General features: G+C 47.5%; 24 protein-coding genes. 11 read left to right on the top strand and 13 right to left on the bottom strand.

Features of this window, described 5'->3' with window-relative positions:
• Positions 1 to 85 precede the first annotated feature (85 nt).
• The 3 genes from QUB61_RS08390 to QUB61_RS08380 form a co-directional block, all read right to left on the bottom strand.
• A complete protein-coding gene (locus QUB61_RS08390; RefSeq protein WP_333131705.1) occupies positions 86 to 1,270 on the bottom strand; it encodes a calcium-binding protein in 1,185 nt (394 codons plus the stop codon).
• A 339-nt stretch (positions 1,271 to 1,609) separates the two neighbouring features.
• Entirely contained in the window at positions 1,610 to 2,398 is a 789-nt protein-coding gene (locus tag QUB61_RS08385; protein ID WP_333131703.1) for an SDR family oxidoreductase, read from the bottom strand.
• A 222-nt stretch (positions 2,399 to 2,620) separates the two neighbouring features.
• Positions 2,621 to 3,526: a nuclear transport factor 2 family protein gene (locus tag QUB61_RS08380; RefSeq protein ID WP_333131701.1), complete on the bottom strand. Its 906-nt coding sequence runs from the start codon at positions 3,524 to 3,526 to the stop codon at positions 2,621 to 2,623.
• A 3-nt stretch (positions 3,527 to 3,529) separates the two neighbouring features.
• Here QUB61_RS08380 and QUB61_RS08375 point away from each other — a divergent pair, with 3 nt between their 5' ends.
• Together QUB61_RS08375 and murG are read left to right on the top strand one after the other, a co-directional pair.
• Positions 3,530 to 3,670 carry a hypothetical protein gene (locus QUB61_RS08375; protein WP_333131699.1) on the top strand — a complete coding sequence of 47 codons (141 nt, stop codon included), beginning with the start codon at positions 3,530 to 3,532 and terminating at the stop codon, positions 3,668 to 3,670.
• A gap of 74 nt (positions 3,671 to 3,744) precedes the next feature.
• The gene (gene murG / locus QUB61_RS08370; RefSeq protein WP_333131697.1) at positions 3,745 to 4,809 is read left to right on the top strand and encodes an undecaprenyldiphospho-muramoylpentapeptide beta-N-acetylglucosaminyltransferase; all 1,065 of its coding nucleotides are present in this window, start codon (positions 3,745 to 3,747) and stop codon (positions 4,807 to 4,809) included.
• 38 nt (positions 4,810 to 4,847) lie between these two features.
• On the opposite strand, the gene QUB61_RS08365 is transcribed toward murG, so the two are convergent.
• The 6 genes from QUB61_RS08365 to QUB61_RS08340 form a co-directional block, all read right to left on the bottom strand.
• A complete protein-coding gene (locus QUB61_RS08365; protein WP_333131695.1) occupies positions 4,848 to 5,264 on the bottom strand; it encodes a hypothetical protein in 417 nt (138 codons plus the stop codon).
• A complete protein-coding gene (locus QUB61_RS08360) occupies positions 5,245 to 5,694 on the bottom strand; it encodes a type II toxin-antitoxin system antitoxin SocA domain-containing protein (protein ID WP_333131693.1) in 450 nt (149 codons plus the stop codon). Before QUB61_RS08360 ends, QUB61_RS08365 begins: the two co-directional genes overlap by 20 nt.
• 149 nt (positions 5,695 to 5,843) lie before the next feature.
• Positions 5,844 to 6,440, bottom strand: a complete 597-nt coding sequence (gene ureG / locus QUB61_RS08355; protein ID WP_333131691.1) for an urease accessory protein UreG — start codon at positions 6,438 to 6,440, stop codon at positions 5,844 to 5,846.
• A 155-nt stretch (positions 6,441 to 6,595) separates the two neighbouring features.
• Positions 6,596 to 7,333, bottom strand: coding sequence for an urease accessory protein UreF (locus QUB61_RS08350; protein WP_333131689.1), 738 nt, complete (start codon positions 7,331 to 7,333; stop codon positions 6,596 to 6,598).
• Positions 7,334 to 7,635: 302 nt separating this feature from the next.
• On the bottom strand, positions 7,636 to 8,073 hold the full coding sequence (gene ureE, locus QUB61_RS08345; RefSeq protein ID WP_333131687.1) for an urease accessory protein UreE: 438 nt from the start codon (positions 8,071 to 8,073) through the stop codon (positions 7,636 to 7,638).
• Between the two features lie 427 nt (positions 8,074 to 8,500).
• Entirely contained in the window at positions 8,501 to 8,992 is a 492-nt protein-coding gene (locus QUB61_RS08340) for a DUF4168 domain-containing protein (protein ID WP_333131685.1), read from the bottom strand.
• A 1,097-nt stretch (positions 8,993 to 10,089) separates the two neighbouring features.
• Here QUB61_RS08340 and QUB61_RS08335 point away from each other — a divergent pair.
• Together QUB61_RS08335 and QUB61_RS08330 are read left to right on the top strand one after the other, a co-directional pair.
• On the top strand, positions 10,090 to 10,515 hold the full coding sequence (locus tag QUB61_RS08335) for a DoxX family protein (RefSeq protein ID WP_333131683.1): 426 nt from the start codon (positions 10,090 to 10,092) through the stop codon (positions 10,513 to 10,515).
• Positions 10,512 to 11,027 carry a DUF4385 domain-containing protein gene (locus QUB61_RS08330; RefSeq protein ID WP_333131681.1) on the top strand — a complete coding sequence of 172 codons (516 nt, stop codon included), beginning with the start codon at positions 10,512 to 10,514 and terminating at the stop codon, positions 11,025 to 11,027. Before QUB61_RS08335 ends, QUB61_RS08330 begins: the two co-directional genes overlap by 4 nt.
• A 103-nt stretch (positions 11,028 to 11,130) precedes the next feature.
• Here the strand turns inward: QUB61_RS08330 and QUB61_RS08325 are convergent, their stop codons facing one another.
• The 4 genes from QUB61_RS08325 to QUB61_RS08310 all read right to left on the bottom strand — a co-directional run bounded on the left by QUB61_RS08325 (position 11,131) and on the right by QUB61_RS08310 (position 15,935).
• A complete protein-coding gene (locus QUB61_RS08325) occupies positions 11,131 to 11,598 on the bottom strand; it encodes a regulatory protein RecX (protein WP_333131679.1) in 468 nt (155 codons plus the stop codon).
• A gap of 90 nt (positions 11,599 to 11,688) precedes the next feature.
• Positions 11,689 to 12,099, bottom strand: coding sequence for an AbrB family transcriptional regulator (locus QUB61_RS08320; RefSeq protein ID WP_333131677.1), 411 nt, complete (start codon positions 12,097 to 12,099; stop codon positions 11,689 to 11,691).
• Between the two features lie 1,879 nt (positions 12,100 to 13,978).
• Positions 13,979 to 15,676: a CHAT domain-containing protein gene (locus QUB61_RS08315; protein ID WP_333131675.1), complete on the bottom strand. Its 1,698-nt coding sequence runs from the start codon at positions 15,674 to 15,676 to the stop codon at positions 13,979 to 13,981.
• A gap of 4 nt (positions 15,677 to 15,680) precedes the next feature.
• Entirely contained in the window at positions 15,681 to 15,935 is a 255-nt protein-coding gene (locus tag QUB61_RS08310) for a hypothetical protein (RefSeq protein ID WP_333131673.1), read from the bottom strand.
• 1,417 nt (positions 15,936 to 17,352) lie between these two features.
• On the opposite strand from QUB61_RS08310, the gene QUB61_RS08305 reads away from it, so the two are divergent.
• From QUB61_RS08305 to QUB61_RS08275, 7 genes are all read left to right on the top strand, one after another.
• Positions 17,353 to 23,070 (top strand): cadherin-like domain-containing protein, encoded by a 5,718-nt coding sequence (locus QUB61_RS08305; RefSeq protein ID WP_333189898.1) that lies wholly within the window; start codon positions 17,353 to 17,355, stop codon positions 23,068 to 23,070.
• A gap of 785 nt (positions 23,071 to 23,855) precedes the next feature.
• The gene (locus QUB61_RS08300; protein WP_333131669.1) at positions 23,856 to 24,821 is read left to right on the top strand and encodes a threo-3-hydroxy-L-aspartate ammonia-lyase; all 966 of its coding nucleotides are present in this window, start codon (positions 23,856 to 23,858) and stop codon (positions 24,819 to 24,821) included.
• Between the two features lie 118 nt (positions 24,822 to 24,939).
• On the top strand, positions 24,940 to 25,437 hold the full coding sequence (locus QUB61_RS08295) for a DUF7680 family protein (RefSeq protein ID WP_333131667.1): 498 nt from the start codon (positions 24,940 to 24,942) through the stop codon (positions 25,435 to 25,437).
• A 21-nt stretch (positions 25,438 to 25,458) separates the two neighbouring features.
• Complete coding sequence (locus QUB61_RS08290; RefSeq protein WP_333131665.1) at positions 25,459 to 25,608, top strand: hypothetical protein; 150 nt, start codon at positions 25,459 to 25,461, stop codon at positions 25,606 to 25,608.
• Positions 25,609 to 25,839 carry a hypothetical protein gene (locus QUB61_RS08285; RefSeq protein WP_333131663.1) on the top strand — a complete coding sequence of 77 codons (231 nt, stop codon included), beginning with the start codon at positions 25,609 to 25,611 and terminating at the stop codon, positions 25,837 to 25,839.
• Between the two features lie 251 nt (positions 25,840 to 26,090).
• Entirely contained in the window at positions 26,091 to 26,516 is a 426-nt protein-coding gene (locus QUB61_RS08280; protein WP_333131725.1) for an SNF2-related protein, read from the top strand.
• A gap of 6 nt (positions 26,517 to 26,522) precedes the next feature.
• Positions 26,523 to 26,720 (top strand): hypothetical protein, encoded by a 198-nt coding sequence (locus QUB61_RS08275; protein WP_333131661.1) that lies wholly within the window; start codon positions 26,523 to 26,525, stop codon positions 26,718 to 26,720.
• Positions 26,721 to 26,921: the final 201 nt, after the last annotated feature.

The following is a 26,921-nucleotide window of genomic DNA, read 5'->3' as shown; positions in this document are numbered from 1 at the left end:
AAGCCCGATCTCTTTGTGAGGTTTGAGCCAGCCGATAATGTTTAAATTATATTAATGATAGATCCACCCAAAATCGGGAGAAACTTTAGATAATTTCAAAATTATTCGACCCGAGATTTAGATTATTACCTACTTGAGCGACGATCGATATTTGACCGTTTTGATTGCGGTAGTACAGCGAACCGTCAACCGGGTTGTAGATGAGATTAGCCGCGCCCGCAGTCCCAGGAACGTTGGGATTGAAATTGGGGTCGGTAATAAATTGGTTGCCAGTTAGATTGCCCGGTATCAAAGCATTAAACACAGCGTTGTCAAGCTGAACAATATCTTCTGTAGGATTAAAGTCCGTAAGCGTATCCATATTATCTATGCCGAGGAACTCGAAGCGGAATGTATCCGCCCCAGCACCACCTACGAGGGTGTCATTTCCTGTGTTGCCAGAAATAATATCGTTGCCCGCATCACCCATAACGATGTCATTGCCTTTACCGCCGTACAAAATATCGTTTCCTTTGCCACCTCTTACGGTGTCATTCCCTAAGTTGCCGTTTACGATATCATCGCCGGCACCACCCTCAACCACATCATCGCCTTTACCGCCGTCGATATTATCATTTCCTTCGCCGCCCAAGACAAAATCATTGCCCTCACCGCCGAAAAGGTTGTCGTTGCCAAGGCCGCCGTTGACAGTATCGTTGCCGCGATCGCCAAACAGGAAGTCATCGCCCGCACCGCCGTCAACTAAATCATCACCTTTACCTCCAAACACAGTATCCTTGGCTTCTCCGCCGAACACAGCATCATTGCCCTCACCGCCGAAAAGGTTGTCGTTACCAAGGCCGCCGTTGACAATGTCGTTGCCGCGATCGCCAAACAGGAAGTCATTGCCCGCACCGCCGTCAACTAAATCGTCCTCTTTACCTGCAAACACAGTATCGGGGCCTTCTCCGCTGCCGATGGTATCTTCTCCTTGGTTGCCTAACAAAAGATCGTTGCCATTGCCGCCATCGACTAAATCGTTATCTTTACCGGCGTAGACAATATCATTGCCGTCGCCGCCTCTCAAAACGTCATCGCCGTCTAGACCTAATATGACGTCATCGCCGCCTAAACCGGCAACTTCGTCATTGCCCGACCCTAGAATGATTTCATCCGAAGCGATGCCGCCGTTAATTCTGTTTGGTAAATCCGGCGATCCTTGGATAATTAGACCGCCAACAGCGTTCTGTTCAACGCTTAGGGGTTGAGTGGGATTTGTTACTTGGGACATAGCCTGTCACCTCCAAGGGGGGAATATCTATCGAGAGCTTTATCTCTCTTGTAAGATTTACTAGCTACAATCCTGATGTCCGGAATTGTTGTATGTGAAATTAGTCATCAAAAAAGGCAAATTATTTGTTTGATTTTTTATAAATTCAAAAATAGTTAGGCAACCGCCAACTATTTAACTATCCAGAACTATTAGATGCACAATTCATACCGAATCCTGGTTAAAATCCCTGATAACACTCGGCAGTGGGAACCTTTCCTACACAAAGGAAGTCTAAGCATATAGGGACTAAGAAATACAGGGGTTATTTAAGCCGGAGTTAGTATCACTACTCACGGCTCAAAACTCTTTTCGGTGAACCAGAGTTGCACTAGCTTGATCTGTCGGAACTAGCAAGACTTCGCTAATATTGACGTGGGGCGATCGCGTCGCGCAAAAATACACGACATCGGCTACATCGTCCGCAGTCAGCGGTGTCAATCCTTGATAGACATTTTTTGCTTTTTCTGCATCGCCGTGAAACCGGACATTGCTAAATTCTGTTTCCACCAAACCAGGCTCTATTTCCGTCACCCGCACTGGTGTTCCCAAAAGGTCTTGTTTCAATCCTTCGGAAATAGCTCTCACTGCTGCTTTGGAAGCGCAATAAACATTACCTTTCGGATAAGTTTGGCGGCCTGCTATTGAGCCGATATTCACTACGTGGCCTCCGCCTCGGCTTACCATTCCCGGCACGATTGAGCGAGTCATGTAAAGCAAGCCTTTAACATTGGTATCAATCATTTCTTCCCAATCTTGAAAGTTGCCTTCGTGCAGTTTGTCTAAACCGCGACTCAATCCCGCATTGTTTATCAGAATATCGATGCTTTTCCAGGCATCGGGAAGCGCAGTTATCGCCGATTCGACTTGCGGGCGATCGCGCACGTCCAATTCTAGCAAGTAAATCTCGTTCGCCGAGGCGATCGATTTTGTTTCTACAAGTTCGTTTGCGAGTCGATCGAGTTTTTCAAGGCGGCGGGCTGCTAAAATTAGTTTGGCTCCACCTTTGGCGAATATCTTGGCACAGGCCGATCCGATACCGCTACTGGCACCTGTAATGAAAACAATTTGATTGTGGATAGAAATCATTTTTAATAATAAGGAAGATTTATTAACCGCAGAGGGCGCAGAGAGCGCAGAGAGAGGAAGGAAGAGGGAAAAACTGAGTTTTTAGTTGCTCTAAAATCAAGTCGGGTCAATTAACCATAATTCTTGTAGGGGCAGGTTTATCGGGTTCTCTCATTTGTATTAGAGATTTTACTTAACCCGCCACTACAGAAATTACTCAAATAACCCATAACACCTATTTTATTACTTGACAACCCGCAATCGCACACTAACCAGTGCAATTCCGCCTTGTCGCATCAAAACTGCTGAAACCCACCGATTTTCAGGCGTAGCCGGAGCTTTACCTACTTTAAAAATTCCCCCGGAATTTAGCAACTCCAGCTCGACTTGTGACGGATTAAAAAATGTTTTTTCGGTAATGGGTTCCTCCAAAACAGTCCCTATTAAAATATCATCGCCGATCGGCTCTCGCACAATGGCATCAAAATGGTACTCTTCGCCCACCTTAACTTGCTCCGGCAAATTCACTTGAACTGTGGGAGGATTTTCGCCAGAACTAAGCTGAGTTTGTTCGGCTAAAATCTCTTGCTTAACTATTTTTTCACCTTCAAAGTGCTGCTGAGAACGGATGGTAGCTTTGAGAGATGATTCTCTGCCATCCTTTTTTTGAGTGCCGGCAATTGTAGTTACGGTTTCTGCGACAATCGCGCTACCTTCTGTTGTCCAAGATTTGATCTCGGTGCGGTAATTCAAACTCGGATATCGATCCCAGAGTTGGGTGAGGGCTTTTTCCATGCTTTGGCTGTTTAAGCCGTCAGAATGAGTGAAATTCTGGCCGTAAAATGCCATGACTGCTTTGACATCGCGCCGGTTGGCTGCTGCGTCAATTTCTGTTAGCAGTTTTGTGAGTGGGGCCGGGGCATTTGCTCCTGTTTGGGCGATCGTTTGGGGAGTCGCCGCGATCGCACCGTGAGCTCTTACCGCACTCGGATGCAGCACGCCAGCACTTATCACTGTTAAACACAACAACATTTGAGCGATCGACTGCCCGCAGTTAAAGCCAAAAACGATCGCCCGATCGGCTTTTTCGTCCCGACGGCTGGAAAAATACTGAGATGCACTTGGCATTAAATTCAAAAAATTACGCATTAGATGATAATTTGGTTATTTGTCAGGAGTCGTGGCGCGGGCAACGGTTTGCCTGCAACGAAAACTGACAGCGGAAGGAGGGACACGGCACAATCTAATTTTAGATGGCTGATTGAAAATTGGCTGAAACTGTCGGAACAATAAGCATAATAATCTAAAACCTCAAATATAAAATTGATCGACCTGTGGAACTTGTACTTGTAAAAGAAACAAATACCTTGACAAAAGCCCCTCTCCGGTTGTTGGTTGCAGCTAGCGGCACTGGTGGACATTTATTTCCTGCGATCGCCACCGCTAGCCAGTTGAACGACTGTCAGATCGAATGGCTAGGAGTCCCAGACCGCATGGAAACGCAATTAGTTCCAGCCCTTTACCCCCTCCACACGATCGCCGTCGAAGGCTTTCAGCAGCGATTTGGACTCGGTACACTGCGAATTTTGGGCGGACTCGCCGGCTCGATCCTTCAGGTGCGGAAGTTGCTCAAAGCGGGAAATTTTCAGGGAGTGTTTACTACCGGCGGTTACATCGCAGCACCGGCAATTCTGGCGGCCCGCTCTTTGGGTTTGCCGGTGATTCTCCACGAATCTAATGCAATTCCCGGGAAGGTGACGCGCTGGTTTAGTCCTTTGTGCACTGCTGTGGCGATCGGATTTGAAGCAGCAGCCCAGCATTTACCCCGCGCGAAAACTGTGGTTGCTGGTACGCCGGTGCGATCGCAATTCCTGAGTCGCCAACCTCTAAATTTGCCAATTCCTGACAGCGTACCTGTAATTTTAGTCATGGGCGGCTCTCAAGGTGCTGTCTCGGTCAATCAGTTAGTGCGACAGTGCGCTCCGGCTTGGTTTGATGCTGGTGCTTGGGTAGTTCACCTCACCGGAAATCATGACCCGGATGCTGAAAGTTTGAAACACGAGCAATATTTGTCTATGCCATTTTATGACAATGTGGCGAGTTTGTTGCAGCGAGCAAATTTAGCAATTAGTCGATCGGGCGCCAGTGCACTGACAGAATTAGCAGTGACGGGAGTACCTTCTATTTTAATTCCTTTTCCTCATGCCGCTGACGACCACCAAAGATTTAATGCGGAAGTATTTGCCGCATCTGGCGCCGGCGTGGTATTCCCTCAAAGCGAACTAACAGCAGAGGTGTTGCAAAGCAAAGTGTTGTATTTGTTAAGAGATTCCGAATATTTGGCAAAAATGTCTCAAGCTGCTTCTGAATTAGCCGTGAGAGACAGTACAGAACGTTTGGCAAATTTGGTCAGGGAATTGCTGGTGCGGTAGCGAAAATTGGACACCGCCACTAATTTAACGAGTTCTTTTTAATGAGGGTAAAGCGTAAAATCCCTGTCCAACCAAATAACATAAAACACAGCCCCATCCCGATAACCAACCATCGGAGCCTTCCCGCAAAACCGAAAAGCAATAAAATTTACATCATCCTTAAGATGGCTGGGAATAGGTGCTTTAATGGAACTTCGGGCTATCTTCTCGTAGCCCAATCCGTGACGGGGACAAGCATTAATCTCACTCCAGGTAAGCTGATTTAATTTGTAGAGCGTATCTGCAAAAGCAGCCTTTTCATCTTTTGTGCATTGAGAAAGAGAGTAACCTTTATTCATGTACCGCAAAGAAAATAGAGGTGACTGCTGCTGTGGCGGTAAATCAACAGTTTCTGTAGGTGAAATCCTTTTCCCTTTTTCTTGGGGTTGATTGGCCTTAAGATGCTTCTTCACCATTGAGTTGAGTCTTGAAGTATTCCTTCAGGGATTGATGAGTGATTTTACCGCTATTTGGAGCAGCCAGTTTCCAGGGAGCTTCTTCGTGTGTCATGTTGCCTAACTTCCATGCAGCAAACTGCCCAAACACAGAGTAAACTTCATCAAGGAGGCTCTTAGTTTCTTCGTCGTAAATCGAAAAGTCTATATCTTCAGGACATGGAATTGCACCAGCACCATACTTTTTATAGTAATGGTACAAATCAGGAACAACGGGCCCGTGAGTCCATGCTTCTATCGCTTCAGGAAATAGCGGTTCATCGTACAAAGCTAAATGAAAGCCTTGAGCATAGTAAACCAATTTCTGAAGCTTGAGATTAGATATCAGATCGCCATCATCTTCACTTGCCTGAGCCAAAAAGTATTTGGCTGCATCATAACAACTCAGCATAACTTACTTGGTAGTCATTAAAGGGCTAAACTAGAACGAGATTTTTTTGACATTCCCGCGACTCAAGCAGACTATATTTGTCTGGAGACGTTTTCACGGGGAATTGCGAGCCGTGGGACTTTATTTATATTATACTATATTTTCTCAATCTATGCCATATTCAATTTAACAAAATTAACTACTGATTCTAATCCTTCTTTTGTCTTCAAGTTAGTAAAAACAAAAGGTTTCTCCCCTCGCATTTTTTTAGCGTCCCGTTCCATCACGCCTAAATCTGCTCCCACGAAAGAGGCGAGGTCTATTTTATTAATCACTAACAAATCTGATTTAGTAATTCCAGGCCCGCCTTTGCGCGGAATTTTATCGCCCGCAGCGACATCGATTACGTAAATTGTTAAATCTACTAACTCGGGGCTAAAAGTTGCAGCCAAATTGTCGCCGCCGCTTTCTACAAAGACTAAATCTAAATCAGTGAATTTGTGCTCTAGCTCTTCTATAGCTACTAAGTTGATCGAAGCATCTTCGCGGATGGCTGTGTGGGGACAGCCTCCCGTTTCTACGCCCAAAATTCGATCGCTCTCCAAAGCTTGGCTCCGAACCAAAAACTGTGCATCTTCCTGAGTATAGATATCATTAGTAACCACAGCAATCTGGTACTGCTGTCGCAGCGACTTGCACAAAGCATCAAGTAAAGCAGTTTTTCCAGAACCAACCGGGCCCGCAATTCCTACACGAAAAGCACTCATAGCGATTTTAGATTTTAGATTTTAGATTTTAGATTTTTTTAGATTTTTTTGGATTTTAGATTTTTTTAGATTTTAGTAGGTGCGCCATAAGCACTTTACTCGACTTTAGGGTGCTTGTGGCGCACCTTCCGTTGCCGGATTTCCCCCTTGAATTTTTAACTCCGAAATAACCGAGTGTACTGAGTTTCGTGCGCCATGCTAGCCAGTCCTAATCCCCAACTGCAACTACCAAGGTCATCATCTTCTAATTGTAAAACTTCTCGCGCCGTGCAGCTAATTGGCGATCGCAAATCTAACAGCAACTGCTGACCGGCTGTTTGACCGAGGGGAATCAGTTTAACGCCCGCACTCGCCAAATTTGCAGCCCAACTGTACAAATATCCTAACACGGCCGCTTCTTCTTCAATCTGCCAGCTTGCGGCGGCAATGCCAAAGCCGATCGCAAAATTGCACGGATTGCCGCCACATTCCACCAACTCTTTTACTATTGTTGTTAACACAGAAGAAACGGGCGATTCCCTGCGGGATAGCTTCGCTTCACGCAAATCCAGCAGCAACCTGACCAAAGTCCGCCCCATTTGCCAACTTTGCAAGCGCAACTCTTCTGTTTCCTTAGCAGCAGTCGCCCAAGCATTCCAGTAACTCAAAGCGGTCAAATCCCCCCTCCTTGCCGCCCTCAAAGCCCGTACCACCACAGCGGCTTCTACTCGAACAGCCCCGAATTCCAGCGAATTTTCTAACCAATTCCTTAAAGTAATCTCGCTGTCGATCGCACCAGTTTCTACCAGACTTTCGATTCCCTCAGAATAACTATAAGCTCCCACAGGTGCAAAAGCTAACTGCAACAAACATAAAAGTTGATTGTTCACTGTTGATATCAAATCTGTTACCATCGAAATTATTCATATATCTATTCTCTTAATCTGCGTGAATCAGCGTCTATCCATTGTCATCTGCGGTTAATAAATTCTCTTTTTTGAACCGCAGATGAGGGCAGATAAACACAGATTAACGCAGATGAATTAGATCGAGTCCGGTTGCACCCTCCGTGATTGTTGACTGTTGAGAGTTGAGTGCATTTTACGCCCGACGATGCTACCGGATTTAATATGACTTCTTCTTTGTTGAATGACTGAAACCAATTTGGTCATAAGCCCTCGGATTCATCGGTGTCCGTAAATCTAAAATCTCAAATCTAATGGCTGTGCCCGTAAGCGCCCATTTCTGGCTGAAACGGCACAATTTCCTCTGTTACTTCCAAACCCATTTTTTCCAGCATTCCCTGCAACACAGAGTCGGGAGAAAGCCTTAAATAATTATCGGCAACTTCTAAAGCTACGTGACGGTTTCCTAAATGATAAGCCGCCCTCATCAGTAGCAGCGCAGTTGAGGCCCGCGCTGTCAGCACCGATTCGGGTTTTGCACTTACCAGTACCAAACAGCTACCGTCTTCCGACTGCAATAAATCCCGATCGCGCAGTACCGTACCTCTTGGCAAACTCAGGTGCAGCTTTTCCCCCGTTTCTGTCTCGACTCGGTGGCGGCTGCGAGTGCGATCGTCGGCTGTCATCGGTAAAGTAAAGCTGACAATAGCATCGGGATTGGGCCGCAAATGTTTTGTGAAAGTTAGCATTTTTATATTCTATTCCTCTGACGAATTCACTTCACATCTAGTTTTTGAGGAATATCTTTTCGATCTCTAATGGGAATTTACAGGTTTTTTGACCGGAAGGATAAGCGATCGAACCTTTCAAAAAGCTGATGCTGTCTGTCTGTGTAATGTCTTTCAACAACCCTCATATTTTGTTTGGGCCTAAAACTTTTTTGGGTTGAGATCCGCTAATGTACGGTAAAATCCAGGGATTATCTTATCTAGTGTCACACCTAGTCGGAAAATAGTCATCTCTCTAAACCGCTCCCGTTCTTGTCTGCTTACCAAATTATGGTCAATTTGTCAAGCACTTTTTTAAAGACGACGCCCTTTTTTCAAAAAATTTTGCATACCGTCTAGTAACTCGAACAATAGAACGGGAGAGGCAGAAAGACTCAAACCCTCAAGCTTATTGATTGCCCGCTTGTTGCAGCCGCAGCAGTTCGGCTTGAATTCGCTGTTTGACTGCCGGATTCGCTTGCTGGAGCAAAGTGAGCTGGTTGAAGCGATTAACTGTCAAGCCATTAGTTTCGATAATTTTTTTAGCTTGTTGGCAGTAATTTACTACAATACCGCGAACATTTCCAGACAGCCTGTTGATTTCCTGAGTTTCGTTGCACACTACTCTGGGAACCGAGCCTCCTGCTATTCCTTTAATTTCTTGAGAGGCTCCCAGCCGTTTGGGTTCTATTGCTAAGACGGAGCGAGCGTAGCTAGTAATTTCCTCGTTGCTAATCTCTTGAGCTTGGGCGGAGGCTCCGAAAACGAGGCTTGGGGATTGTCCGTACAAACCGGGCGCCCCTCCGAAGGCCAAAGCTGCTGCGGAAATGATGCCTGCAAACAGCGATTGTCGCAGCATCCGGTTTAGGCGAAATTTAGAGTTGTTGGTTGAGGTGTTCATGGTCGTCGGTGATTGCCTGCGTGTAGATAAAAATGACACAGCGCTGGGAGGCTCAATCTTTTTGAATAATGTGGTGGCTAAAAAGTTCCTGCCGTTGGTGACAATCTTTAATTCAAGCAGGATGGTTTGGGAGTTGCTATGGCGATCGACTTTTTAGCAAATTTTATAATTTTCTCCATTGTAACATTTTTGGGAGGTTGACAAAACACAAAATTTAGACGGTAATTAAAGTTACAGAGCGTTCCCGAATTGCCTCTACCCATTATTCTTAAAGCGAAACATTAAATAATTCTAAAAGTCCTTGACAAAATACTCCCATTAATACGTCAAATTAAGGTACGCGCGAGCGAAGCTATCCCGCAGGGAATCGCCTGCAAGCCAAGGTCAATCGATTTGAGATTTGAGATTTTAGATTAAAGAATTGAAGCCTTGACCCCACGGATAAATTCGGGGGGCAAGTTTCATCGGATACAGGTTTTTTATTTCTGGACGGATGAATCCGGGGGCTTGTATCCTGGATGCTTTCGGTCATAGGATTTTAGATGAAAGAATTAAAGAATTGAAGAATTGGGGATGACTTATTCTGTATGGGTTTGGAGTACGGGCCTACAGTTCCATTCTTTTTTTTTTACTGGTGTCAAAATCAGCAGCAATCGCACTCATCAATTCTCTTGATGATTTAATGTTAAGCCCAGGCGGATTTGTCGAGGCAGAAAATCCCCCGCTGGCGCGGGCTGTTGACCCGAGCCCGAACCAAAAATCAGGTTTTACTACCGGAAGATAGAGACAGCTGCAGGGAACTAGACATTAAAATCTTGGTATCAAAATGCGCCCTATCTGTTTTCGGCAGTCAACGCGCAGGCCTCCGATTCGAGTTCTCGCTTCCTCAAGTTTGGGGCTGCGAAAAATTGTCTGGGACTTACCCAGAAACCAGGTTTTTCTACTCAAGAAGATCGTTTCAGCCACCAGCAAGAGTACACAAACCCGGAAACCGGGACTTTTTGTGTCGAGAGTGTTCTTGTCATCTCGATCGCAGATAGCGATTTTGTGCAATCATTCTCTCCGCAAGTTAACAAATTATTAATTACCGATTGCCCATGAAAAGTCAAAAAGAAATTTGGCGAGTTATCCTCGCAGTAGCTATCTGTATTGTAGGCGTGCTGCACTTTACAGTGCCGGCACCTTTTATCAGAATCGTGCCGCCCCAGCTTCCTTACCCGGAAGCATTGGTTTATATCAGCGGTTTTTTTGAGATTTTGGGCGGAATTGGGCTGTTAGTTCCTCCTGTCAGCAGGGCGGCGGCGTGGGGATTAATTGCCTTGTTTATTGCCGTGTTTCCAGCTAATATCAATCAAGCCGTCAACAACATTCCGATAGAAGGGATTCCCCACAACCAATTACTGTATTGGTTGAGGCTGCCTTTTCAAGCTGTCTTCATTGCTTGGGCCTGGGTTTATACCCAACCAGACGAAGGTAAACCCCGGGCTTCTATAGTTCCAGATAGAACAGAAAACGCCCAATGAAGCAGTTCGACTACTCTTTGGATTTTAAGAACATCGACTTTCGACAGCACCCGGAACTTTATCGGGTAGGGAAAGGAGAACAGGGAGTGCTGTTGGTGGAACCCTACAAAGGAGAAATTCTGCCTTTCTGGAGATTTAAGACTCCTGAAATTGCCAGGGAGTCCAGCAGCAAAATTTACTCCTTGTTTTTAGAGTACCTCGATCGCGAAGATTTTGTTGGAGCCGACATGGCCCGCAAGTTCTTGCAGATGGGGTACACTCGATCGCGTCGCTACGCCAACCACAAAAGCGGCCGAAAATACCAGCAAAACCCTCAAAAGCTCAAGTCTGTTGCAGAGCAAAGCGCAGCTCGAAAAGATATTTTGCCGCTACAAGCAGATCCGGTGAAAGCAGAATCCGCCGCCATTTTTCAAGAGAAATGGATGCTGGCCAAAATCAACGAGAAATATCTCCAGCTTTTAGCCAGGCACCGGCAGATGTACGAATCTTATTTAGTCAAGTCTGAGGATTGACATACAGTTACAAAAACTCAGTACTCACAATTTAGCCCCCAGGCAGCAGTGCAGTTGTGCTTCACTCTCTGGGGGCCGCATCGAGCGAGGGTTGTCCTATAACTTACTCATCTTCTTCTTCGGTCTGCCACTGCCGCCAAATTTCAAAGGCATTAAAGCCCCTGTATTGCAGGTAATTCAAGACTTTGCCCTTGGTTTTCGGATCTGCTTTACCCCAAGTATCGATCTTGTATTTCCGCATGATTTTGGCTTTTAATTCCGCCAGTTTTTCTGCTTCGGAGTCCTGATTTTCAGCAATTTCTTCTTCCCAGACTTGCTCGAACAAATCGCTGGTAATTCCTTTTTGCAGGCACTTGCGCTTGATGGCGGACTTCCCGTATTTGCCTGCTGCAGAGGCGATCGAGTTTGCCACCAAGCGAGTGTCGGACTGATAGCCCCGGTCTTGAATTTGCGCGATCGCCTCCAATATTTCCTCATTGCCAAAACCTTTCTCTTGCCCCTTTTTGCTAAGTTCAGAGGCACTGTAGTCTTTGCGGGACAAGAGAAAATAGAAATAGTCAAGACAGCTCATCAGTTAAATCGAAGGGTGGCGCGCAAATACTCGTGTAGCGAATGCGAAATCCAGTCGCCTTGCCCGAGGCTGACTGCATCGCGATCGCCTTTATTCTTCTGTATCCTCCTCTTCCTCATCCAAGTCCACATCCGGTCTGTCCACATCGATCTGAATCAAGCGAATGTGCTTGTATCCGAGCTTAATTTCAAACTCGTCTCCCGGCTTTAATCCCATTTCTTGGGTATAATTTGCCCCGATCACGATCGAGCCATTCTTGTGAACGCTAGCTCGATAACTCGCTTCTCGCCCGCGTCCGTCTGCTTTCGACTTCTCTAGCTCAATGCCCTTAGCAGCTAACACTGCATCGTAAAACTCAGCCAGATTAATCCGCGTTTCTCCACTTTTGCTGACCGTGAAGTAGCCGCAAAGCTTTGCAAGTTCTCTGCGTGGCAAATCGCTGCCTTTGATTTTTTGAAGCAGACCTTTTCCTGTTAAGGGTGCTGTAGCTGTTTCTGCCATTGACCGTACCTCGCTTATTGGACTTTACTTATATCAATTACAACACATTAGATTAACTTTGTTTCACTGTCAATACTAAGAATTCTGAATATTAAGATTCTGGATAAATTTCTGTGGCCTCAAGACCGGGGGTGCAAGTAAGGATGCTCGAAGGGCGATCAATTTGCTGCTAGCGGCCCAAATCCTTGCGTAAGCCTCTCTTGCGATCGCGCGGGGAATTATTGTCGCAAATTAAATGCTTTACTTTTTTACAGTAAAGTCTGTTCCCTGCATTCACCAATCCCGGATCGTGTCTGCGGTCAAGGTAAAAATAAGACAGCCATGAATCGAAATACCTAGAGGGCGGCCGCTGCAAATCTGCCGAAAGCACTTACCGGCGCAGGGTTAACTTTTACCTCAACAAGGGGAGGCAGCACTTGTTCAAAGGTGCCGCGGCCAGCTACTTGCAAAACCAGTTTACAAAAAGAATCCAACTGTAGACAAGCTCCAAACCCTTATGGAATAAGTCATTCCCAATTCTTCAATCTCAAATCTCAAATCTAAAATCTAAAAGGGTATAAACCCTGTTTTTCGGGCTGGAAATCCCCTCAAAACCCCAAATACCAACGAGCAATCTTCTATTAAGGTGTTGGGCATATAACTTGCACAGAACGCAGTCTGGGGAAGGCAATCCGGTAAAAATTGAAGGAAATTTCACCTGTTCGTTGAAGGGGTTTAAGCTAAAACCCGACTCAATGGGCGCGGCGGCAGAAACATCGCGCAGCCACCAGGAGGGGAATAGTTTCGATCGGGGGAGATTGCTTCGCGACTCTTAACACTTCGCCGCGAATCAGTAGATTTCTAGGGGCAACTCGGGAAAATCTTCCTCCTCCGGCCCGCCCGGCAGAGAATTTGATGTTCTTTCCACAGGGCAATTGAAAAAAACCGAGTTAAATGCACAAGAGCTTAAATGTTTGATGCACTACAAATTATCAGCCGTTCCCGGCATGGAGTTTCGGTGCAAATGTACTGGTTTCCACTTGCAGGCCTGGAAACTGCCAGACTCTCAAAATTTATGCGCAAGCTGTAGGGGCAGGTCAAACTCACCACCGCTTCCACAATTACTTATTGTGAAATATAGTAACTGCCCTGACGGTGAGGAGGTTGTTAATTGTTGCAACTCTTGCTTTTATTGTCTTGTGCCGAATGACGAATGCTCCGGCTGCCGAAGCAGCCCGCCCAAAAACGGATACAAGCCACCGACTCCTGTGGTGGAGAACTCAAAATTTTAGACTCTTGTTCAAGCTCCCAGATTCATCTGTGGAGTAATACCAAATCCGGGGAAAGCTACCCCTTTTATCCTTCGGCTGTTGAAACCGCTGCATAAAGTCAAACTTTGGTCGTAGCGAGCGAGGGACAAGCCAGATCGAGGGGGTATTTAAGCCGGATTGGGTATAAATCTAAAATCTCAAATCCTTCGACGGCTCGCGCTCGCGCCCCCGTCTAAAATCTCAAATCGACTCACGAATTCTATATCAAGCAGTCCCGGACTTATTCTCTCGACGAGAAACCGGGTTTCTTCCTAGATGTTCCGGTTGCCTAGCTTCTGATTTGGGGTAGAAACCGGGTTGATGAGCCGGATCCTCCGAGATTCGATCGAGCAGCATACTTTTGATATCGTTTCCGGTTGCATGGGCCAGATCGAGTCCTGGTCAATAATTCCACATTCCCCGACGGACGACGGACGACGGACGACTCCCCATCCCGAACGGTGTAACCGGAATTGATATGATAACTTTTTCAGTGGCAGCCGGGAGCCAATTGCCAGCAACAACCTCGGCCAGTTTAGAGTGATGGCAAGCGGGCCAAAACTCAGCACTGCCGGAGGTTGTTGCTTTTACTAGCGTTGGTGGAGGTAATTTTGCGACAGGGGAGTCCGTACCGCCGGCAGTAACTCTTCTGGTTTCGTTTCTCGGTGGTGCGAGTACCGCCACCCAAAAAAGCCAGCACTCAAAGCAAGGGGCAACAAGCAAAGCATCAGGGCCACAGATTTTTTCAATCCCGGTTTTTTTAACGGTTTCTGAGCCGGTGCCGCGGCGGAAATTGTTTGGATAACCGAAGACTCAGGATTAGGAATAGAGGACGGCTTCGCCATCGGTGAGTTCGGTGAATTAGCAGCCTCGGCTCGATCGTTCTGGTGAACCCAATCCCTGCGATCTTTTATTGGGTCAGGAAAATATTTCCCGACTTCGCCGTCGGAACTGTCTGACTCATGCGATCGATTGGCTAGCATTGGCGGGTATTGGGCGATCGCCGAAACCGAAGACGGCGCCTTCCATTCTGTACCCGCGACCGCCGGCTGCGTTCCCGACGCGATTATTTGCACCCGAGACCCCGATGCCGCGCTGTGGCCTGGGGCGCCGATCAGATAGCCGTCAAAGTCTGGGTGCTGGTAGAGAATGGGCAAAGCCCAGTATAACTGGTGAGAACCGTAGGCAGAAATTAGTCCGGCTCTGGCTCGGCTCAGGCTGAGATCGACTGGATAGCCTTGATTGAGGTTGCGGTAAAACAGTCGCGTCAGAGTTAGGGCTACATCGTCGGGGATGCTTTCTGCCATTGCTAGCACTGCCGGAATTCCCCGCTTGACTAGAGCTTCGGTTAAGTTGCGTTCCGGGCTGTCGTCCGCGAGGTCTGAGGGGTCGCCATAGGCGCCGCGGCAGGAGTTGAACACGGCCATCTGAATACCGTTGTTAACGAGCAATCCAGCTAAGTCGTCGCCACTCAAGGTTTCGGTTAAGCCGGTGCGGCTGCTGACTAGGTAGAGTTCGCCACCTCTGGAACCTAAGTTGCTGTGGCCTGCGTAGTGCAGGACTTGGTAGTGTCCTTGTTCTAGGGCTTGGGTAAGTTGTTCTCGATCGGGCTGTTCGAGAATAGTCAGTTGAATTTCCGGGGAGTGGGGGCTGTTTTTGAGAGGGTTAGCGGTGCGGTTTTCGAGTTCTTGTTGCAGGTGGAGCACTTCTCGCTTGAGCTGCAAGCTGTCTCGATCGCTCGGAGAGGCGATCGCCATTAAAATTTTTAGCGGCCCCGGCTCAGGCAGTATCCGGGTTTGTTTGAACAAACTTGTACCTGGTTGGTAGCGGGAAAACACGACATCGGTGCCGGTTGCCAAAGGGCGATCGCCCGCGTGCAGAACTTCCCACGGCAGCCGCGGCAAGTGCCGGCCTTTGAGTCCGAGCCGCAGTTGCAGCACTTCTCGGCGGTGCTGGGCGATGCCTTGAGCGCAAGTCCAGCTATCGCGCAAGTTTCCTTGAAACAGCCCGCTGTAGAATTGTTGCCCGAGGGCTACTAAATTCGGCGCACTGTTGTTTCCCGAGCGCGAGATTCCGCGACCAGGAAAACTCGTTCCCTGTAATGCTTTTCCTTGCAGCAAGCCCACCAGCGGGTCGTTCATCAGTTGAGCAGACAGTGCAAGCCATTCGTCGATCGGCCAGCGGACTTGTTCTTCTGCTAAGGGTACACCGGGTGCAACCCTTTCTGTCCGCACTAGATATTCGTCGTCCCCAACTGGGGTGACTGAGAGTTGAAATTCCTGGCTCACGGATTTAGCGCCCTCCCGCCTTAATTCTGAATTTGCCTGCGTTTTTGCGGCTAGCAATAGCCATCGGCAAAATTATTTTTACTCTCTCAATCAAAGTTTCTGAATGCGCTTCCCCCGATCGGGCGAGCGCTGGGGTCAAATATATTTGTTCAAACACCTTGAGGGTATAAAAGTTGTACTTTAATAACAGTTTATTAGTTTTTATTGCTCTGTGGCTCAGTGAAAGCCGAATTTTCTCGAATCTTGCTATCTTTAACATTTTGCACCTCTACCGCAGACCCCTTTAGATTTGTCCCGAACTTGAGTTTCTCATTGCTGAGTAAAGTTAAATTAGAGGCACTTTACCAGGCGGATCTCGAGTTCTTATTAAAATTACTTCGGCTCTCGCCAACCGGTTTCAGGGCAATATCGGAGGCAAAGTTGAGTATTTTTTTTTTTTTTGCGATCTGTCGATCGATCCTTACCGCTTATCCTCTACCACCAACCCCCCATCTGAAATCTTGATTTTGTGTCAATTAATTAATTGGTCAGCCCTGGCTCCTCATCCGCAAGCCCTCCGCCCTCATCCGTAAGACCTCTGTGGCGATCGGTAATCCATAGTTGACCATCGATAATTGCTAATCGACTCTTGCTAATTTACCAGTTTCATGTTATTGATTTTTTTAATTTAACTGTCTTAATCTAGTTAAAATTCAGCAGGAAAAATAAAGTTAAGGAGCCAAGAATTCTCAACAATACAACGGCCAGGAAATTATTCCCGTCCTCTCCAGGAACAATCATTTTTATCATCTAGAGGACTAACCCTCATCAAGCTGGTTTCTCCCAGAAATATTGGATTGGGCAGCGAAGCCTCTACAAAGCAACTGGGTTTCTGAGCCTCGCCCTGCGTCATTCCCGCTCAAAATGCCGATTTATCTTACAACTTTAACCAAAAATAACTCCTGCGTTTATTCCTGTTCGTTTCTGACTTTTACAATCTCTATTGAGATAAATACATTTTTCCAGAGCTCTTTTTTTTTGTAAAAATAAAGGTTCTTTCATTTTGCTCGGCTCGGTCAAATCGAGAGAAAATTATGCGACTGAAAATTAAAATAAATATTTGCCCGAGCGAACTATCTAAATTTCTAATTAGTCATCGGGAACTAAAAAGAGGAGGGTGCAGTCGTTTAGGAAAGAAGCTCAAATCCTACGTCAGGGAAGGATTTGTCCGAGCTGGGAGTGTTACCCTACTTCAATGCACCCAGGCTCGATCGCAAGAAAAGCAAGGGTAAAATTTTGGGGATCAAGGTTTTGGGTAGTTATCTGGGAGTTGTAAGTTGCGAGTTTAAATTCAGCTAATTCACTGTAGGAATTACGTAGAAAATCTACAATCGAGGGCACTTGGGCGCAGCTTACTGTAGAAATTACGGAGAACATCTCAAATGTTCGGCGCTTCGGCGCAGCACTTACGGTGTAGGTGGCGGCTCAATTAATTTGGGTGCGCCATTGCAGAATATAAAACTCGCAACAGAGAGAAAAAATCCCTTGCAGTTTAAAAGGCATCTATAAGATAAAAATGAGGATATCAGCCCCTCTAGCAGGCGCAAGCATGAAGTAAGAATTTTTTTCTTCTGCTGTCTCCTGTTTGCTGATAAATTGAATCTAAGAAGCTTACCAGTGTGTGGGAAATATCAACAATGGCAGAAGAAGATTTGTTAGAAACGGTACAGAAAAGACCTTTTATCGACGATCGAGCAGATGATACAGAAACTCCTGACATGACAGACCCCAAATTGTTTACTACACCTATTCCGGTCGATCGAGCAAAGTCCGAGGCGAGCGACAACAACACCCGTGAAGCTTCTGAGGACGAGGATAACAGCAAAATTGCTGAATTTAACGCCGTACCCGAAAAAGGTGCGGGCGGCGATGACGATGATGATGATGACGATGACAGCGATCGCCGCCGGACGATCGAAGGTAGCGATAACGATGACTTAATTGTTGCCACCGGCGAGAAGGATAAGATATTCGGCAAAAAAGGCAAGGACAAAATCAAAGGAAACGATGGCAAAAAAAATAAAATCTACGGCGGTAAAGATGACGATGATTGCGAGGGCGGCGATGACGACGATGAAGTAAAGGGCGATCGGGGCAACGACAACGTTAAGGGCGGCAAAGGCAACGACAAGGTTAATGGCGGTAAAGATAAGGACACCCTTTTTGGCGGTACCGGCAACGACACCTGCGAAGGCGATGACGGCGATGACTCGGTGTACGGCAACGAAGGAGATGATGACGCTGACGGCGGCGAAGGCAACGATGCCGTCTACGGCGGCAAAGGCAACGACGATTGCAAGGGCGGCGAAGGCAACGATGCCGTCAGGGGCGACACAGGCAACGACGATTGCGAGGGCGGCGACGGCAACGATACCGTAAACGGCGGCAAAGATAACGATACCGTGAAGGGCGGTGTAGGCAGCGACGTTTGCAGTGGCGACGACGGCGACGACAACGTTAGCGGCGGCGACGACAACGATACCGTTAGCGGCGATGCTGGCAGCGACAACTGTGCAGGCGACGACGGCGACGACAGTGTTAGCGGCGGCACGGGCAACGATACCGTGAACGGCGGTGCCGGCGGCGACAACTGTGGAGGCGACGACGGCGACGACAGTGTTAGCGGCGGCACGGGCAACGATACCGTGAACGGCGGTGCAGGCGGCGATAACTGTGCAGGCGACGACGGCGACGACAGTGTTAGCGGCGGCACGGGCAACGATACCGTGAACGGCGGTGCAGGCGGCGACAACTGTGCAGGCGACGACGGCGACGACAGTGTTAGCGGCGGTGCCGGCGACGATACCGTTAGCGGCGGTGCTGGCAGCGACAACTGTGGAGGCGACGACGGCGACGACAGTGTTAGCGGCGGTGCCGGCGACGATACCGTTAACGGCGGTGCAGGCAGCGACAACTGTGGAGGCGACGACGGCGACGACAGCGTTAGCGGTGGTGCTGGCGATGACTCCTTGATGGGGGGCGACGGCAACGACGCTTGCATGGGTGACGAAGGCGACGATACCGTGATGGGCGGCGCTGGGGACGATACGCTGATGGCTGGTACTGGCAACGATACCCTCGCGACTGGCGACGGCAATGACATGGCAGACGGCGGCGGCGGCGACGACAGCGTTGGCGGCGGCGGCGGCGGCGACGATACGCTGATGGGCGGCGACGGCAACGATACGCTGATGGGCGGTACTGGCAACCATACCTGCGTCGGTGGTGCTGGAGATGACGTTTATGTCGTGAGTAACTCTACCAGCGGCGCGACTTCTGTCATCACTGACTACGAAGACGGCAAGGACAAGTTTTTGCTGTTTGGCGGCTTGAACTTTAGCAGCTTGACCTTTATACAAGTCGGTGGCAATACCGAAATTCGGGTCAATAACTTCGCGCTGGCGCTATTGTTGAAGGTCAACGCAACGCTTATCGATGCTGGGGACTTTTTAGGAGTTACCGGTTCAACTCCAACTCCAAGTCCAACTCCAAGTCCAACTCCGAACCCGATTTTTAACCCTCCGCGAGTGGAAACTAATAATAGCTTGACTGCTGGTTCCAGCGGCGGCGAGCAAACTATTACTTCTGAGTTGTTGAGTTTTGTCGATACCCAGCAAGGTCCTAGCGGAATAATCTACAAGCTAACCGAGCTGCCCGCTGCTACAATCGGCCAACTATTCCTTAAGGGAGTCGCCGTAACACAAGTCGGTTTTACTTTCACTCAAGCAGAAATTAACGCACGCTTGTTAACTTTCAAAGCGGCACCAGGTTATACCGGTCCGGCTGCTTTTGGTTTTGAAGTTAGCAACGGCCGAAACTTTATCGCCGGCCAGCGTTTTAACTTGACAGTCGAGCGAAATTTATTTAATTTTGCTGGCACTACACAGGCTCAAAATATTGTCGGTTCTGCGACGCTGGATAACGACATCCAAGGCGGCGATGGTAACGATACCATTACAGCCGGCCAAGGCAAGGACAAAATCATCGGCGGCAAAGGTAAGGACACAATTAAAGGCGGGGATGGCGATAACGATATCGACAGCGGCGATGACGATGACGATATCGAAGTCGGTAAAGGCAAAAACAAAATCATCAGCGGCAAAGGCAAGGACAAAATTAAAGTCGGCGATGGCGATAACGATATCGACAGTGGCGATGACGATGACGATATCGAAGTCGGTAAAGGCAAAAACAAAATAAAAGGAGGCTCGGGCAACGACAAAATTAAAGGCGGCGATGATGATGACGAGATCGAAGGCGGCCTAGGAATCAATACTCTAACTGGGGGTAATGGAAAGGATCGCTTTATTTACCGCACTTCCCGCCAAGAGATTCAAACAGTTGCAGAAGCTGACTACATTACTGACTTTAATGTCACTGACGATGTTTTAGAGCTTTTTACGGCAGCTTTTGGTAATCTCACCGCTTCTAGCTTGAGCCTAAAGGAGATTACTACTACTTCTGTTGTTGGGTCGATCGGCAGCGGTAATTTGCTCGACTTCACTCGGGATACCACTGTTACCAGCATCGCGACTTTGCAAGCGCGGTTTGCACAGTTGGGTGGCGACTCCGAGGTGCCCATTTTCTGTCAGTTTATAGATGCCACTACCGGCCGTGCTGTGCTGGTATTTGCTTTAGGGGCGCGCTTTGAAATTGTGGCCACTTTCTCGGCAAGCATTCGCCTGCAAGTCAGTAACTTTGTCTTCACGGGCCCGCCACTAACTATTCCTGTCGGTACTGCTGGTGCTGACAATGTGGATTTCACCACTTCTCCGGCCCCAGTTAATTACGATGGTTTAGCAGGCGATGACAAGATTGTCGGCAGCAATTTTAACGATAGCTTCAAGGGCGGCGACGGCAACGATACCATCACCGGCGGCCTCGGTTTGGATGTCCTAAGCGGCGGCACTGGTGCGGATCTCTTTGTTTACAGGACAACTAAAGAAGGCGGCGATAAAATTTCCGACTTTACTGTTGGGGTAGACAAATTCGAGTTTAGCGCGAGCGAATTCGGCAATTTGACTAAGGCTAACTTTGACGGTGTTAGCGGGCCTTCTCCTGACATTACTGGCAAAGAGTTCGTGATTTTCACTGGCGGAAGTTATGCCTCTTTGGAAGCTGCACAAGCTAAGGCGCTGGGCAATTCTACAACTGCTGGTTTCTTCGCATTTACTAATGCGTCGAACGAGACTGTGTTGTATTTTGACTCGAACGGTACGGTGGCCGGTGGTTCTACCTTGATTGCTAATTGTGGTACTGCTACTACCAATCTGGGAACGGCGGACTTTGTATTTACAGGTACGATCGCACCTCCTACGACTGGCACTACTACTAATTCAAGCAGCGTTGTCGATTTAATCACTAATCCCGGTACTTTCCCGCCCGGAGTTAACAATTTCGGTTCTGGTGCTGGGGGTTACAACTTCACCTCTCCTGTCTTGTTTACCGGCAATGACAGTGCTAACAGCGTCACCGGTACGCAATTTGCTGACATCCTCAACGGTGGTGGCGGTGCAGATATTCTCAACGGTGGCAGCGGTGCAGATATTCTCACCGGCGGCAGCGGTGCAGATGTTCTGACTGGCGGTGCTGGTGCGGATATCTTTGTTTACAAAGCAACAGGTGAAGGCGGTGATACGATTACTGACTGTACCATTGGGGTTGACAAATTCCAGTTTACCGCGAGCGAATTCGGCAATTTGACTACCACTAACTTTGACGGTGTTAGCGGGGTTTCTCCTGACATTACTGGCAAAGAGTTAGTGATTTTCACTGGCGGAAGTTATGCCTCTTTGGAAGCTGCACAAGCTAAGGCCCTGGGCAATTCTACAACTGCTGGTTTCTTCGCATTTACTAATGCGTCGAACGAAACGGTGTTGTATTTTGACTCAAACGGTACCGCAGCCGGTGGTTCTACCTTGATTGCGAATCTGGGTACGGGTGCTAGCAATCTGGGAACGGCGGACTTTGTATTTACAGGTTCGATCGCCTCTTCTGTGACTGGCACTCCTACCAACTCAAGCAGCGTTGTCGATTTAATCACTAATCCCGGTACTTTCCCGCCCGGAGTTAACAATTTCGGTTCTGGTGCTGGGGGTTACAATTTCACCTCTCCTGTGTTATTTACCGGCAATGACACTGCTAACAGCGTCACGGGTACGCAACTTGCTGACACCATCAACGGTGGTGGCGGTGCAGATATTCTCACGGGCGGCAGCGGTGCAGATATTCTGACTGGCGGTGCTGGTGCGGATATCTTTGTTTACAAAGCAACAGGTGAAGGCGGTGATACGATTACTGACTTTACCATTGGGGTAGACAAATTCGAGTTTAGCGCGAGCGCTTTCGGCAATTTGACTACCACTAACTTTGACGGTGTTAGCGGGGCTACTCCTGACATTACTGGCAAAGAGTTAGTGATTTTCACTGGCGGAAGTTATGCCTCTTTGGAAGCTGCACAAGCTAAGGCCCTGGGCAATTCTACAACTGCTGGTTTCTTCGCATTTACTAATGCGTCGAACGAAACGGTGTTGTATTTTGACTCGAACGGTAACGCAGCCGGTGGTTCTACCTTGATTGCGAATCTGGGTACGGGTGCTAGCAATCTGGGAACGGCGGACTTTGTATTTACAGGTACGATCGCACCTTCTGCGACTGGCACTCCTACCAACTCAACCAGCGTTACGGTCGATTTAATCACGAATCCCGGTACTTTCCCGCCCGGAGTTAACAATTTCGGTTCAGGCGGTTACAACTTCACCACTCCTGTCGTGTTTACCGGAGATGCGACTGCTAACAGCGTCACCGGTACTGAATTTGCTGACATCTTCAGCGGCGGTTCTGGTGCCGACATTTTCGACGGCGGTTTGGGTAACGACAGCATTTCCGGCGACGAGGGTAATGACAGCCTCTTCGGCGGTGGCGGTAGCGATACTCTCAACGGCGGCCTCGGGAATGACACTTTAATCGGCGGTGTGGGAACGAATGTTCTCGACGGCGGTGATGGTTTGGATGTGTTTGTGTTCAGCGGAACTGCTGCTGGCGGCGGGGATTTAATTACCAATTACATCCTTGCTGATGATGTAATTAACCTCGACAAAACTGGTTTTGCAGCGTTTACCACCGCAGGGACTTTGGCTTCGAGTTTCTACGCTTACAGCAGTACAGTTTCTGTAACTGCGCTCGAAGCAACTTTAGCCGGGCCGTCGATCATGGCTATCTACGACAGTTTGGCTGGGGCTACTAAGCTGTATTACGATAGCAACGGTGCTACTCTTGGCAGTAACAGTTTGTTTGCAACTGTCGATAAGATCGATTTGGGACCGACCGGTAATTCTGAATTGTTCTTGTTCTAAACGGCAAGAATCCTAATCGGGATATCGGCGGTACGGTTAGGGATACAGCATTGCTGTGTCCCTACAATACAGAGGTAAGGACATAGTAATACTGTGTCCTTTTTTTTGGTAATTGTTAAACAATTTAGGGGAGCTTTTTTGGGTAGGGAAACGGCTTTGCTGTGTTCTCTTTTGCCTTGTTGTCGATGGTTGGAGTCGATCGCACTCGCGAGGGCAATTTCACCATCCAATCCTGTTTATTTTACCCGTTACCCGAAATTTGGATACAGCGCCTGGTCGTTTCCCGAAAATTAATCGGGCGGCGGTTAAATTTGTATTCACAGTCTGGGACGCACTTCGACAAAGAAACCGGGTTTTTTACCTCATCTTCGAGTACGAACGAAGTATTTTCGTAAAAAAACCCGGTTTCTGGACCCCATGCGCAAGTCCTAATTGATTAATCCCTCTCCTATGCAAGTACAAACGCCACTGTACTTTTTGATAGTAAATTGTCATAACTTTGATTTTAGTCAACAGCTTTTTTAACCATTAAGCGCAACACCTAATAATTCTTATCCTCCAAAATATAGCAGAAGGAAGAAGGAAGAAGGAAGAAGGAAGAAGGAAGAAGGAAGAAGGAAGAAGGAAGAAGGAAGAAGCAATAAAATCAATCGTTTCAGCCATTAACAACGTCCTAACCGTCTTGGCGGTTGCTATATAATAAAAATTTATAATTTAATGGTAGGAGTGAAGCGGGCCATGCCCATCCTACAAATAGAGTCCTCGATCGTCCAAATCTAAAATCTATGAGTACCCACTTCAGTGCCCAAAATCCCTTGTCAGTCAGTTTCGCCGATGTGGAAGCGGCGGCAAATCGCTTGCAGGGCAAAGCTTTCAAGACGCCGGTGCTGACTTCGGAAACTTTCAACAAACGCACAAATTCTCAGGTATTTTTCAAGTGCGAGAACTTTCAGCGCACGGGTTCGTTTAAATTTCGGGGTGCTTGCAATGCTTTAATGCAGCTATCTGAAGCCGAAAAACAGCGGGGAGTGCTGACTTTTTCTTCGGGAAATCACGCGCAGGCGATCGCCCTTGCCGCACGGTTGCTAGAAATTCCTGCTACTGTTGTCATGCCTGCTGATGCGCCCAAAGTCAAGCAAGAAGCGACTCGCGGCTACGGTGCCGAGATTATTTTGTACGATCGCACTCAAGTTTCCCGCGAAGAGTTAACCGCTAAAATTGGCGCCGAACGGCACTTGACAATTATTCCTCCTTACGATGACGCGCGGGTGATTGCGGGACAAGGTACGGCGGCGCTGGAATTATTCGCAGAAGTTGGGGAGTTGGATTTGCTGTTAGTTTGCTGCGGTGGCGGGGGTTTGCTGTCGGGATGCGCCATCTCGGCAAAAACTTTGTCTCCGCAGTGTAAAGTAATCGGGGTAGAACCCCAGCAAGCAGACGATGCGGCGCGATCGTTCCGCACGAAAACGCTACAAACTGTTACTAACCCAGATACGATTGCTGACGGTGCGCGCACGCCATCTTTGGGGAAATTAACCTTTCCTTTGGTGCTGCATTATGTTGATGATATGGCAACTGTTTCAGAAGAGGCAATTCGCAGCACAATGTTTTTTATGTGGGAACGCATGAAGATAGTTGTTGAACCGACAGGAGTGTTAGCGGCGGCGGCTTTGTTGTCAGGTGTTGTGAAAGCTGAAAATGCGAGAGTTGGGGTAATTGTCAGCGGGGGAAATGTCGATTTTAGTCATTAGTTATTGGGTATCGGAATGATTTAACCGCAGAGAACGCAGAGAACACAGAGGGAGACAAGAGAGAGATAATAATTCCGATGTTCTTCGGAATTCATATTATTAGTTAAGGAGCTTTGAGATGCTGCCATTAATCTTTGATACCTGGGTACCCAGAGATGAGATTTTATCGGGAGACTTGTCTCTAGATTTATTTGCAGCAAAATTGAGGCTGGTAGTTGAAGGAACTGCACCTCAAGTTGATCGAGATGCCAATAAATTCTTTGCCAATACTTTCGCAACTGATGGCATTAAAACCCTAATCCGGGAAGTTTTTAGCCGCTCGATCTCGAAAACCGAACGAATTGCTAATATTGCCGAGGTGATTATGGCTATGAGCAATGAAGAGGCACTTTATTGGTTTGGTAAAATTGCCAATGGCAATCGTTCAAATGCTTTGAAAGCCTTACGAATTTTATTGGAGATTGAAATTATGAAAGTAGCGGATTTGACGTATTTACTCGTTGCCAGGCTCTGCTCGGTAACGCATATCCGGAGGCTCTGCCTCCAATCTTTCCAGCCAAAAACAAAGCGGAGCCTCGCTTGCATCGGTTTCCCGGCAGAGCCTTGGAACAGTTAATTTTATTAGGAAATTAATCGGATGAAAGTAGCTGATTTGTCAAACGAAACTTTAGCCAAGATTCAAACAGTGCGGTGGGATCGGATTATTGAGAAGCATGAAGGCCCGGAGACATGGGAGTCTGAGTTGAGATACGGCGAACCAGAATTTATCCAAATAGAGGGGCGGTAGGTGTTATTGCCCGTTGAAGCATCTCGTCACCAAAATATCACGATTTTGCGGACAATTTGGAGCGCGGATGGCAACTCGCTGACTCTGTTTCTTAAGGATACAACTTTTGACGATGATATGTTTGTATCGGGATATATGGCTGTGTGCGATCGACCAAAAGGAGAAGTGTTTTTCTTGGCAGTATTGTACCACGAATGGTTTATCATTGAGAAAGCAGAGCTATTTGAATAATATTAATTTCTAAATTTTTGGGATAATACTAATGCAGATTTAACTGGTTCCAAGGCAGAGCCTTGGAACCGATGTAAGCGAGGCTCTGCCTCGTTTGCTGCTTGGAAAAATTGGAGGCAGAGCTTCCGAATCTGCGTTCCCAGGCAGAGCCTTGGAACGAGTAGAATAAACAATAACCAACTAACAAATCATGCGGTCTCACCTCTTCATCGAGAAAATCATGCCCGTAAATCTGCTAAACGAGCAGGTTTATTACGAACAGGGCGGCAATCCATTTAAAGATTGCATCGCTGGTATTCGCGCCAACTTTTATCGTTTTCTCGCGCTTCGGTGTTGCGGCAAATTTCCCGAAAAGTTTCTTAATTGCGGATGAAGTTGGATTGGGAAAAACCATCGAAACCGGGTTGATTCTGCGTTACTTACTCATCAGCCAAAAAGTCAAACCTGTGTTAATTTTAGCACCCGCCAGCATTCAGCCGCAATCGCACGAAGAATTGCGTGAAAAATTTAACTTGCACTTTTGGAGTTATAGCAAAGGTGAATTAAAAAATTCCTATCGGGAAAGGAGTCAGTCAGGGGAAGAGAATATTTGGAATTCCCAAAATCTCATTTTAGCATCATCTCATCTAGTCCGTCGGAGCGATCGCACAAAACAGCTTTTAGACGGGCAACCGTAGGATTTGGTGATTCTGGATGAAGCGCATCACGCCCGCCGCCCAACCCCGCAAAATCGCAATGAAACTCCAAATCGGTTGCTACAGTTAATGCAGCAATTGAAAGAAAAAAGCCGATCGCTCTTATTATTATCCGCCATGCCGATGCAGATTAACACGATCCAAGTTTTCGATTTATTGCAACTTCTGGGACTGCGAGGACATTAGACATCTCCAAGATAGAAATGAGAGGGTAATGCCTATGATAAAATTGAATCTTTCCTAGAAGATAAATGAGCCAACTGAGAGACTATATACAAAAGCACCCATCCGAAGCTCAAAGGTTAGTAGAACCTTAGGATCGCGAATTAAATAACTTACAATTTTAATTGTTATTGTGGGATGGGCGTCCCGCCCGTCCAAAAAGGA

The sequence above is a fragment of the Microcoleus sp. C2D2 genome (assembly GCF_036702495.1).
Taxonomy (GTDB): domain Bacteria; phylum Cyanobacteriota; class Cyanobacteriia; order Cyanobacteriales; family Microcoleaceae; genus Microcoleus.
The sequence above is the reverse complement of the archived record's forward strand: the minus strand, read 5'-3'. Positions and strand labels throughout refer to the sequence as shown.